The sequence below is a fragment of the Microbacterium sp. bgisy207 genome (assembly GCF_057706855.1).
This window is the reverse complement of the sequence record NZ_JBYIPB010000024.1, coordinates 1-10,770: the sequence shown is the minus strand read 5'-3', so window position 1 is coordinate 10,770 and position 10,770 is coordinate 1. Positions and strand designations below refer to the sequence as shown.

The window sequence follows — 10,770 nt, the reverse complement described above, 5'->3', positions numbered from 1 at the left end:
CTCTCCGCTTTCATCCTGCGGGCGTTCGCGGAGAACAAGGAGTTCATGGTGGTCCCCCTCGACGGCTCCCCCGCTCATAAGGGCAGCGCTGCGAGTGTGGGATGGCTGAAAGACAGCCATCGCGCCGACCCGGTGGAAGCTGACCCAGACGCGTACGAGAACGCGCAGAGCAAGTTCGTCGAGGATAAGGCGGCGCCGCTCGTTGCTCGACTGGATGCCGGCGACGACAGCGTGCTGAACGGGCCGGAGCGAGAGATCCTTGAGAAGCTGCTCATCCTTCACTACCAACGGCATCCGGCGATGATGAAGCACGTCTACGACGGGACAGCGCCTGACTTCAAGAGGTACGCGCACGTGCCAGGCATCGATGAGGCCCGTCTGGCTTTCCTCGCGCAGGCCGCAACGTTCACGGCTGACCTTGACGCGAAGTTCATTCCCGAGATTCACGAGGACGTGAAAGCCCGATGGGCTGAGTATCGGCGCGTCCTGGACGAGTTCACCTGGAACGTCGTTCGCTACGAGGAGCCATCTTTACTCCTCGGCGACATGCTTGTGTGCCCGTCACGGCTCCACCCGGACCGCACGCTCGACGAGCGTCAGTACGGGTGGCAAGTCGGCCTCATGACCGCCGAGCGGGTGACAGTGGCGTTGACACCGACGACGGGACTCCTCCTGTCGCGCGGTGACCGAGTGCGAAGGCTCATCCCGGAAGCGTTCAACCGCTCAACCATCGGAGCGGCGACGAGGTACATCCTCTTTCCCGGTAGTTGGCCGGCACGAAACCCGCGAGCGTTCTCCAACGCTGTAGACCTCCTCGCGCAGCGCGGCGCGGACGTTCCTCGGTAGATCGCGCTAGCCCCCGGCGATGGCGTCGCTCTTGGCGAGGGCGCGCGCGACGGTCGACTTGCCGACGCTGAGCACCGCGGCGATGCGGTCGAGGCTGTGGCCCTCGGTGCGCATCCGCTTGGCCTGTGCGATCTTCTCCGGCGTCATTTTCGACGGCCGTCCACCGACCCGGCCCTGCGCCTTGGCGTGGGCGAGGCCGCGCATCGTGTTCTCCCGGATCGTGTCGACGCGGAGCTGGGCGAACACGGCCACCATGCCGAACAGGGCGCGGCCCATCGGAGTTGTGGTGTCGATCATCGGCTCCGTGAGGCTCTTGATGTTCACGCCTCGTCGGTCGAGGTCGTGCAGCGTCTCGATGATGATTCGCTCCGTGCCACCGAGGCGGTCGAGGCGGCGCACCAGAAGGGTGTCGCCGTCGCGGAGGTAGTCGAGGCAGGCGAGCCACTGGGGGCGGTCCGTGATGCGGCTGGATTCGCCGTGGTCGACGAATACTCGAGAAGCGCCGGCCGCGCGCAGCTCGGCCTCCTGGGCGGCGGGGTTCTGCTCCCGCTTCGACACACGGGCGTAGCCGACAACGTTCATCGCGCACTCCCTCGCATGCCCGTCGACGACGCATCCGATCGACGGATGTACTCGGCGTGGTCGATCCGGCCACCCGCATACTCGGTGAGGTTGGCGACGTCGGCGCGGTTCGGCTCCCAGCCCTCATGCCAGGCGGCCGCGAGGGACTGCACGACGGACCAGCGCTGCGTCTCGGTCAGGCCGTCGAACAACTCCGGCCACCGCTGCTCAACATCGAATCGAGTAGTCATCGGGTCAGTCACGTCCGCTCCGTCCTGTGTCAGTTCTGCCTCTTTCGGGGTGCTGCGTCCTCGAACGCCCTGCGACGTTCGCGCCCGGCGTGGGTGCCGGTCGCACGGCCCCTCTCGCACTTATGGGGAAGCTTGCGCGGAGGGCGTCGGCTACGCCGTTGTCGCTCATCCGGGACGCCGAAGCGTCACGGTCTAAAGGGGTGATCGCCTTCCCCAGCACCGCGGCGAGCTGATCGTTTCGGCCGGTGTCCTGGGAGTGAAACCGTGCCTGCACGAACTCGTCGCGCAGCGGCGAGCCTGGAGCAAATTGCGCGGCGTCGATCCGATAGCTGGCCTGCTCTGCGAGCTGGGAGAAGAACACGAACTGCGTCCGCGTATTGCCCTCACGGAAGCTATGCACGACATTCAGCTCCCCCCAGCTCTCCGCGAGCTCGTCAACGAACTTCGCTTGCGGCAGTCCGCGCAGATAGTCCTTGCCGGCGAGCTTGGCGTACTCGGTCTCGGCGGCCGCCGTCAGGTGAGGGCCGGCGCCGTAGTAGGCGTGTCCGTCCTTCGTCATGAACTGCCCGGCCGGCGCCACCCGTTCTTGACCAGCCCACTCGTAGACGTCCTGGAACACGTAAGCGTGGATCGCCTTCATGTGGTCGTAGTCGAACTGGCCGGGAATCGGGTGGTCGTACAGCTCTTGGAGGCGCGTGTGGGCGTATGCCTCTTCCAACTGCCGGAGCTTGTCGGGGTCGGGTTCCCCATACGGCTTGCCGGGTGCGGTGAACTTGTTCCTCAACACAGAAGTACCTGGGATGAAGTAGTCATCCCAGGTACGAAAGGTGGTGCCGCGAGGCATCAGCCCTGCACGTGGCGGCGGATCGCAGCGCGCGCCTCATCCCCCGTCAGCTCGTGGCGGGCAGCCCGCTCGACGATGGTGCGCAGCGCCGGGTCGGTGACCTCGTGGCCGGCCAGCGCGAGAGCTGCATCCGCGAACGCCAGGCGGTCCTCGGCAGCGGTCGATGCCGGCGGTGCGGCAATGAGCGTACGGACCATGATTGCCCCTCTCGTGGCGTGGTTCGATTCTATCAGCTATGGGCCGAAAACGGTCGAATCAGGTTTCGGAACATGGGAGGTTTTGGCACGGAGTTTCGGCACGGCGTGTCGACGTCGACGGGCCGGGGTTGGCACTCGTCCCGAAATCGATCAGTTTCGAGCGGTTGCGGAAACCTACAAGCGTGCCTCGACACCCACGCCCACGATCGCAGGCCAAACCACGTATCTACGCGGCCGGCCCCTCGACCTCGATCGTGATTCGCGCGCCCGCTTCAATCACTCCCGGCCCCTTGTCGGGCGTAGGCGCGGGGACGGGGATCTCTTGTTCCGCCTCCCAGATGATTCGCGCGTTGTGCGCCGACGGGTGAAACAGCTCATCGAACCCCAGCAGGCCGGCCGAGGACGGGGGCGTCGCGATCCCCTGCTCGATGACGACGACGAGTGGAGAAGGCCACGGCCGCGAGAACCGCAGGCACGCTGAGGATGATCGCGATCGTCCCCCAATCCAACACGTCTTCCATGCGGACAAGGTAGACGCCAGCTCTCGCGCCGCGCCTGTAGGTTCTCGCTCAAAGTGGCGGACGACGCGAAGGATTCCACGCTAGTTGGCGGCGGTCTCGGGCCCACCGTTCCACGCGAAGTGGCGAACCTCTGCCCTCTTAGAAGACGTCAGCCGGGTCGGTGATCGCTCGCGAGGACTCTTCACCCTGGACGGAGCGGTATAGACGCGCCTCGGATGCGACGAGTTCAACGCCGGAATCACGATGCGAGGTCCATAATTGCCGCCAGGGTTGTTCAGGGAGTTCGAGCAAGAGCGGTTCTGTGCCGAAGTTGACGACGAGGCATGTGGCGGATGACTCGAGTTCTCGGATGATCGTGATCGACGTTGCGGTGTGCGCGTGCACGCGGATCGTTCCGTGTTGCAGGGCGCGCTCACTGTTACGGATCGCCAGAAGACCCTTGACTTTATTCAGCGTGGAGCGGGGGTCCGCACCTTGTTGCTCCACGCTGAGATCAGCTGCCCAGGCCGGTACTGGTAGCCACGGTTCGACGTCGTCGTCGCAGAATCCAACGTGCGCCGCCGTGGTCCACGGCATCGGCATTCGCTGGGGGTCACGACCGAGGCCCTGCCCGGGTGCGCGGAGTGCGGCGCAGTCCCGTTCGCGCTCGACGGAAACGGGCGAATCGGGCAGACCGAGTTCGTCTCCATAGTAGAGGGTGGGCGTGCCGCGAAGCGTGAGAAGCAGCGCGAGCGCGGCAAGGGTGTTCTCGGGACCGATTCGGGTGGCGAGACGGCTGCGATCGTGATTGCTGAGCACCCAGTTGGGCCACGAAAGCGGAGTGAGCGCAGCTTCGTACCGCTCGATGACATCCGCGACGGCGTCCCCGTTCCAGGGCGTGTCGATGAGGGAGAAGTTCATCGGGATATCGAGGCCAGGAAGCGAGCCCAGCGCCGCGACGCGCTCAAGACGGAGGTGCAGCTCTCCCATGAGAAGCCGGTCGGGGTAGGCGTTGACGACGGTGCGCATCTCGTGGAGCAGCCCGGGGAGTTCGGGTTGGTCGGCGGTGTACTTCTGCACCTGGCGGACGGTCGAGTGCGCGCCGGCGCCGGCGATCTCGATGGGGTCGTCGGCGGAGGGTTCGGGGTTGTCACGCAGTTGGTCGTCTTTGATGAGCCGCCACACGGCGTCGACGCGGAATCCGTCGACGCCGCGGTCGAGCCAGAACCGGAGGACATCGAACATCGCCTGTTTCACCGCGGGGTTGCGCCAGTTCAGGCTGGGCTGCTCGGGAAGGTGGGCGTGGTAGTAGTACTGGCCTGTCGGCTCGTGGAAGGTCCAGGCCGGTCCTGAGAACGCCGAGGCCCAGTTGTTCGGTGGCCCACCGTCGCCTGCGGGGTCATGCCACAGGTACCAGTCACGGTGCGCGGCGTCGCGACCGGTGAGCGCGTCCTGGAACCATGGGTGTTCGTTGGAGGTGTGCTGCGGCACGTAGTCGAGCAACACTCTCAGGCCCAGAGCGTGCGCTTTCGCCACCACGCGGTCGAACACGGCGAGATTACCGAAGACCTCACCGATGCTCGTGTAGTCGGACACGTCGTATCCAAAGTCCAAGAGGGGCGACCCGTAGACGGGGCTGAGCCAGATGGCGGACACGCCCAGTTCCGCGATGTACTTGAGTCGGCTTTCGAGGCCGTGCAGGTCGCCGAAGCCGTCGCCGTCGCCGTCCTGGAACGAGGGGACATAGACCTGGTAGAGAACTCCGTACCGCCACCAGGCACCGGGGGTCGCTTCATCGTCGGTCATCTCAGCCCTTCACGGAGCCGGCGGTGAGGCCGGAGACGATGCGGCGCTGGAAGATGAGCACCAGCACAATGAGCGGAATGGAGATGATGACAGACGCGGCGCTGATCATCCCGAGCGGTTGCTCGTACTCGCTGGCGCCGGTGAAGAACGCGATCGCGACGGGGACCGTTCGCACGTCGGGGCTGTAGGTCAGGGTCGCGGCGAGAAGGAACTCGTTCCACGCGAAGATGAATGCGAGGATCGCGACGGTGGCGATGCCGGGGACCGCGAGCGGGAGGATCACCTTGTAGAAGGTCTGGAACGGGGTCGCGCCGTCGATGTATGCGGCTTCCTCGAGCTCAGCAGGGATCTCCTTGAAGAACGACACCAGTGTGTAGATCGACAGCGGCAGAGTGAACGTCAGGTACGGGATCACGAGTCCGATCAGCGTGTTGTACAGGCCGATGTTGTTCCAGATCGCGAACATCGGCGCGGCGATCGCGATGCCGGGGAACGTGGTGATTGAGAGCACGATTGCCAGCAGAGCGAACTTGCCGCGCATCCGCAGTCGTGCGAGGGCATACGCGGCGAATGCGGCGAATATGAGGGCGAGCACGGTGCTCGCGGTCGCGACGATGGTGGAGTTCAGCAACGAGCGTAGGAAGTCGCCGTCTCCGAGCACGTTGAGGTAGTTGCTGAGTGAGGGGTTGTCGGGAAACAGGCTCGCGCGCGAGAGGTCGGAACCGGTCTTCAGAGAGGTGTTGATCAGCCAGTAGAACGGCACCAGCGAGAAGACGATGACGGCCGCCACAGCGAGCCAGACAAAGGGATTGCGCTCCGGGCCGCGTCGACGACGCCGACGTGGGGCGTCGGGAGCCACGCGGCGGGCCGTTGGCGCGGTGATCAATTCGGTAGCGGTCATTTCTTCTCCCGGGTGACAGCGCGGATGTTGCCCCCTGCGAACCGGATGTAGACGAGTGAGACGATCATCACGATGACGAACGTCATGATGGCGACGGTGGACCCTTCACCGACGAGCTGATTTCCGCGGAGTTCGGAGTAGGCCAGGATCGACATGGTCTCGGTGCCGTAGGCGCCGCGGGTGAGCACGAAGGGAAGGTCGAACACGCGGAGCGCGTCGAGAGTGCGGAAGATCATCGCGAGTGTGATCGCGGGCCACAGCAGTGGCAGGGTGATGTTCCAGAACCGCTTCCACGCGCCGGCGCCGTCGAGCTCGGATGCTTCCCTGATCTCTTCGGGGATCACCTGGAGGCCGGCGAGCACGAACAGCGCCACGAACGGCGCGGTCTTCCACACGTCCGCGAGGATCACGACGGTCATGGCATAGCCGCTCTGGCCGAGCCAGACGATGCTGGAATCCGTGACGCCGAGCCCGTTGAGGATGGTCGTCACCAGACCGAGATCGGGGTCGAAGATCGTGCGCCAGGTGATGGCGCTGACGACGGTGAGGATGGCGTAGGGCAGCAGTACGATGCTGCGCAACAGCGGGCGGAACCGGAACGCCAGATTCAGCAGCAGTGCCATCGCGATGCCCAGGGTCAGCTCGAGTGCGACGGAGATGATGGTGAAGACAAAGGTGTTTCCGACAGCGCTCCACCACACCCCGGAGGACAGGTACTCGATGTAGTTGCCGAGGCCGACGAATCGGGACAGTCCGGGCGTGATGACGCTGTACTGGTTGAGGGAGAGCCAGAGCGCGTAGGCGATGGGCGCTCCCGCGACGAGCACCATGACGATGAGCGCGGGAGAGACCATCCGCCATGCGAGGCGTCGCTCGGCCTTGTGGGCCGAGGGACGCCTCGCCTGGGTAAGAGCAGTCATCGTCTTAGAACGTGTCCAATGCTTCCTGGATGCGCTCGGCCATCTGCGTCGTCGCATCCTCCGGCGTGAGGTCTCCACTGAGGACCTCGCCCACGGTCTGGTAGATCGCCTGTGAGACCTGCGGGTACACGGGGGTCACCGGCCGGGACTTTGCGCTTTGCAGAGCGGTGTAGAGCTCCTGGGAGAACGGCAGCGCCTCCTGGACCTCGGGCGCTTCGTAGGCGGCCGTCACCGCCGGAGCGAGGGAGTTGTTGATCGCGATCTGCTCCTGCCAGTCCTCGCTGGTCATGAAGTCGATCAACGCCAGAGCAGCGCTCGGGTTCTCCGAGAATGCGCTGACGGCGACGTTGCTGCCCCCGAGTACGCCGATTCCCACGCCATCCTCGTCCCACGCCGGCAGCGGCGCGACTGCGAACTTGTCCGCGATCGCGGACTGCTGGCCAGCCGCGTAGGCGAACGGATAGTTGCGCATCGTCGCCCCGGAGCCAGCCTCAAAGGCCAGACGGGTCGCGTCCTCGTTGTAGGTGACCACCGACCGGGGGGACGCGCCATCGGCGAGCCCGTCCTGCATGAACTGGAGCACCTCGGTGGTGGTGGCGTTGTCGACCGCGACGTTGCCGTCCGTGTCGAGGATCTCACCGCCGGCGCTGTAGAGGATCTCGAGGAAGCTGATCGTCAGGCCCTCGCTCTGCTCCGCCTGGTAAAGGAACCCATTCGCGGGGTTCTCCTCTCCGTTGGCGTAGAGCCCCTGCCAGCTCGTCGGCTGATCGACCAGGTCGGTGCGGTAGTAGAGCAAGCCCGTATTCGGGTAGAACGGCACTCCCCAGTACTTGTCGTCGTAGTGCAGCGTCTCTGCCGTCGACGGGATGAGCGCGTCGAGCTTGTCGTCGATGACCGCGCTCATGTCGGCGAGATAGCCCTGGGAGGCCAGCTGTGCGGTCCACACGACGTCCAGGCGCAAGATGTCGCACTGCGTCGACTCAGTCTGCATGCGCTGGTTGATCTGCTGTAGCTGGTCGTCCGCCGACGAGCCGAGCTCGATGTAGTCCGCGGTCACCGCGTCCTGCGACGAGTTGAACGCATCGACCGTCGCGCCCCACACTCCCGATGAATCGGTCGGGCCGCACACCGTCACGTCGCCCGTGGCGTCCGCGGCCGAAGCCGGGTCGAGTCCCGACGCACCGGAGGTCTCCGTCGGAGTGACATTGCCGCCGCAGCCGGCGAGAACAAGGGCGAGCACAGACGCTGCCCCGAGGACTGGCACGATGCGCGTGAGCCGTGCCGTCGATGATGTCGTCATCGTCATCGCTTTCTCTAGGTGATCGCAGGGCTCCTGCACCGGTACTCGCCTTCGAGAGGGGCTTGCCGTTACACTCGCCTTGAATAGTCCCATTTGTAGGACGATTGGAGTACACCACGTGGCAACGACGCCTGTCAAGGCGACTCGACGCACTCTCTCCGCGTCGATCGCTGACGATCTACTACTCAAGATCCGCGAAGGAGCATTAGCTCCCGGGGCCAAACTGCCCATCGAAAAAGAGTTGATGGCGCAGTATGGCGTCGGCAGGAACACGGTTCGCGAAGCCGTGCAATCCCTCGTCACAATGGGCTACCTCGACGTTCGGCCGCGTGTGGGCGCGCGCGTCATCGGAGTCCCCACCGCCGATGCGTTGGAAACCGCCGCTGTCGCGGCGCTGCTCACCGGCGAGGCCATCAGTGACATCTACGAGCTACGTCACACCCTCGAAACCGAGATCGCCTTCCGCGCAAGCACGATGGCCACGACCGCCGACCACGAGCACATCGGCGCTGCACTCCAGGACTACGAGCGAGCCGCCCGAGACGGCGTCGACCCTTACCGTGCCGATGTCGCCTTCCACGCAGCTCTCGCTCATGCCTCGCACAACGTCGCCTTCGCGAATGTCCTCGAAGCCGCCAGCGACCTTCTCCTCCGCGCCCGAAAACTGACCGACCACGTCCCCGGCGCAGTCAGCCTCGCGCTGGAGGAGCACACAACGATCGCAGAAGCGATCTTCGCCCGCGACCCCGAGAAGGCACGGCGCGCCATGCAGATCCACATGGACACCTCCATCGCAGCGTGGCACCGCGCCCAACGACTGTTCAGCACCAGCAAGGACCCCGCTTGACCGACACACTCCGCGTCACCATCGCGGCCCCCATCGACCCCTCCCTCTGCGATCTCCTTGTCGATCTGGAACCACGTATCGACCTCATCGTCGACCTCAGCCTCCTCGCCCCCCGCCGCTACCCCGCCGACTTCGCAGGCGACCCGGCCTTTCGGCGCACGGTCGCACAACAGCGACGTTTCGACGAGATGCTGCGACGCGGTGAAGCCCTCTTCGGTATCCCCGATCTCAGTCCGGCAGCACTAGCGACGACCGCTCGACGAAATCCTGACCTTCGATGGGTACACACCATGGCCGCGGGCGGGGGCGGCCAAGTGCGCGCCGCGAACCTCACACCCGATGAGCTCACACGCATCGTGTTCACCACATCCGCGGGCGTGCACGGACGCGCCTTGGCAGAGTTCGCTGCCCTTGGCGTCCTCGCGGGAGCCAAATCGCTCCCGCGACTCACGGAACAGAAGCACCAGAAGCGTTGGACAGAACGCTGGCTTATGGGGCAAGTCGCGAACCAGCGGGCGCTCATCCTTGGGTTCGGGGGCATCGGCCAAGCCGTCGCCTCAACCCTCAAGGCTCTCGGAATGCACGTGACCGTCATGGCGCGTTCCTCCCACGAACACGGCGCTGTAGACCGATTCGTGAAGCCCGCGGATCTGCTCGCCGCTGCCAACGAATCCGACGCTGTCATCCAAACGCTCCCCGGAACCGACACCACCGACAACATGCTCGACACCTTGTTCTTCTCGCACATCAAAGACGGCGCCACCATCGTGAACGTCGGGCGCGGCACCGTCATCGACGAAGAGTCGCTGACGGCGGCCCTGCAGGCCGGCCGTGTCGGATTTGCCGCGCTCGACGTCTTCACCCGCGAGCCTCTCCCTCCGGAGAGTCCACTGTGGACGATGCCCAACGTCCTCATCAGCCCTCACACCGCCGCGCTCACCGATCAGGAAGAGCGCGCAATCGTCGAGCTCTTCTCTGAAAACGCCACCCGACTACTCGACGATCAACCGCTCAGGAACCGCGTCAACACAATCGAGTTCTACTAACAATGCTCACGCGCCCACTCCCGCACGCAATCGTCATCTCCGGCGTGAGCGGATGCGGCAAGAGCACCATCGGCGCCCTGCTCGCCAAACGCCTCAATCGACCATTCCTGGACGCCGACGACTACCATCCCGCGGCCAACATCCAGAAGATGGCCACCGGTACACCCCTCGAAGACACCGACCGCTGGCCGTGGCTGGACGCCGTCAGCGAAGCGCTCACCTCGACCCCTTGCATCCTCGCCTGCTCAGCGCTCAAGAGATCCCACCGGGACCGCCTCCGCCAACACTCCCCGGACGCACTTTTCGTGCAACTAGGGGCTCCACCGGACGAGATCAGCCAGCGGCTCACAAGCCGTACCAACCACTTCATGGCGCCCGCCCTGCTTGCATCTCAGCTATCAGCCTGGGAGCCCCTACACCCGAACGAACACGGCTTCACTGTTGACGCAAGCACACACCCTGACATTGTCATCCGAGAGATTGAAAAGTCCCTTCTCAAGGAACCGATTCCGAAGCCCCCATCTGGGAGAACGTCGACGCTTCCTGGACCTCGGTCGACTCGTAGGCAGGCGTCACCGACGACGCGAGAAGGTTGTTGATCGCGACGCAGTTGGTCAGAAGACAATCAGGAAGCCGACTAAGCGCGGCAATGAGGACAGCCGGGTGTTCGGTTGACGCGCACGATGATGCGTCATAACCCACCACCCGTCCGCGACCGCACCCCCATACCCTCTCCCGAAACCGAACGTCC

At 64.9% G+C, this 10,770-nt stretch carries 12 protein-coding genes; 4 read left to right on the top strand and 8 right to left on the bottom strand.

What is annotated here, in order from left to right:
- Window positions 1-846: DUF4238 domain-containing protein (locus tag AC3ENO_RS14770; RefSeq protein WP_434971341.1), on the top strand; the 846-nt coding region annotated here is incomplete at its 5' end.
- 6 nt (window positions 847-852) lie between these two features.
- Here AC3ENO_RS14770 and AC3ENO_RS14765 read toward each other — a convergent pair.
- The 8 genes from AC3ENO_RS14765 to AC3ENO_RS14730 all read right to left on the bottom strand — a co-directional run bounded on the left by AC3ENO_RS14765 (window position 853) and on the right by AC3ENO_RS14730 (window position 8,126).
- Entirely contained in the window at window positions 853-1,428 is a 576-nt protein-coding gene (locus tag AC3ENO_RS14765) for a recombinase family protein (RefSeq protein ID WP_434971340.1), read from the bottom strand.
- The gene (locus AC3ENO_RS14760; protein ID WP_488185792.1) at window positions 1,425-1,670 is read right to left on the bottom strand and encodes an antitoxin VbhA family protein; all 246 of its coding nucleotides are present in this window, start codon (window positions 1,668-1,670) and stop codon (window positions 1,425-1,427) included. The genes AC3ENO_RS14765 and AC3ENO_RS14760 overlap by 4 nt, the downstream gene beginning before the upstream one ends.
- Window positions 1,663-2,445, bottom strand: coding sequence for a Fic/DOC family protein (locus AC3ENO_RS14755; RefSeq protein ID WP_434971338.1), 783 nt, complete (start codon window positions 2,443-2,445; stop codon window positions 1,663-1,665). The genes AC3ENO_RS14760 and AC3ENO_RS14755 overlap by 8 nt, the downstream gene beginning before the upstream one ends.
- A 56-nt stretch (window positions 2,446-2,501) precedes the next feature.
- Window positions 2,502-2,699, bottom strand: a complete 198-nt coding sequence (locus AC3ENO_RS14750) for a hypothetical protein (RefSeq protein WP_434971337.1) — start codon at window positions 2,697-2,699, stop codon at window positions 2,502-2,504.
- A 659-nt stretch (window positions 2,700-3,358) separates the two neighbouring features.
- Window positions 3,359-5,005, bottom strand: coding sequence for an alpha-amylase family glycosyl hydrolase (locus AC3ENO_RS14745; RefSeq protein WP_434971336.1), 1,647 nt, complete (start codon window positions 5,003-5,005; stop codon window positions 3,359-3,361).
- Window position 5,006: 1 nt separating this feature from the next.
- Window positions 5,007-5,906, bottom strand: coding sequence for a carbohydrate ABC transporter permease (locus AC3ENO_RS14740; RefSeq protein WP_434971335.1), 900 nt, complete (start codon window positions 5,904-5,906; stop codon window positions 5,007-5,009).
- Window positions 5,903-6,826, bottom strand: a complete 924-nt coding sequence (locus AC3ENO_RS14735; protein ID WP_434971334.1) for a carbohydrate ABC transporter permease — start codon at window positions 6,824-6,826, stop codon at window positions 5,903-5,905. Before AC3ENO_RS14735 ends, AC3ENO_RS14740 begins: the two co-directional genes overlap by 4 nt.
- Before the next feature lie 4 nt (window positions 6,827-6,830).
- Window positions 6,831-8,126 (bottom strand): ABC transporter substrate-binding protein, encoded by a 1,296-nt coding sequence (locus AC3ENO_RS14730; protein ID WP_434971333.1) that lies wholly within the window; start codon window positions 8,124-8,126, stop codon window positions 6,831-6,833.
- Between the two features lie 118 nt (window positions 8,127-8,244).
- Here AC3ENO_RS14730 and AC3ENO_RS14725 point away from each other — a divergent pair, with 118 nt between their 5' ends.
- Genes AC3ENO_RS14725 through AC3ENO_RS14715 form a run of 3 tightly spaced genes read left to right on the top strand, consistent with a single transcriptional unit; the run spans window position 8,245 to window position 10,618 of the window.
- On the top strand, window positions 8,245-8,973 hold the full coding sequence (locus tag AC3ENO_RS14725; protein ID WP_434971332.1) for a FadR/GntR family transcriptional regulator: 729 nt from the start codon (window positions 8,245-8,247) through the stop codon (window positions 8,971-8,973).
- Window positions 8,970-10,019 carry a D-2-hydroxyacid dehydrogenase gene (locus AC3ENO_RS14720; protein WP_434971331.1) on the top strand — a complete coding sequence of 350 codons (1,050 nt, stop codon included), beginning with the start codon at window positions 8,970-8,972 and terminating at the stop codon, window positions 10,017-10,019. Before AC3ENO_RS14725 ends, AC3ENO_RS14720 begins: the two co-directional genes overlap by 4 nt.
- Before the next feature lie 2 nt (window positions 10,020-10,021).
- Entirely contained in the window at window positions 10,022-10,618 is a 597-nt protein-coding gene (locus AC3ENO_RS14715) for a gluconokinase (RefSeq protein WP_434971330.1), read from the top strand.
- The last annotated feature ends 152 nt before the right edge of the window (window positions 10,619-10,770 follow it).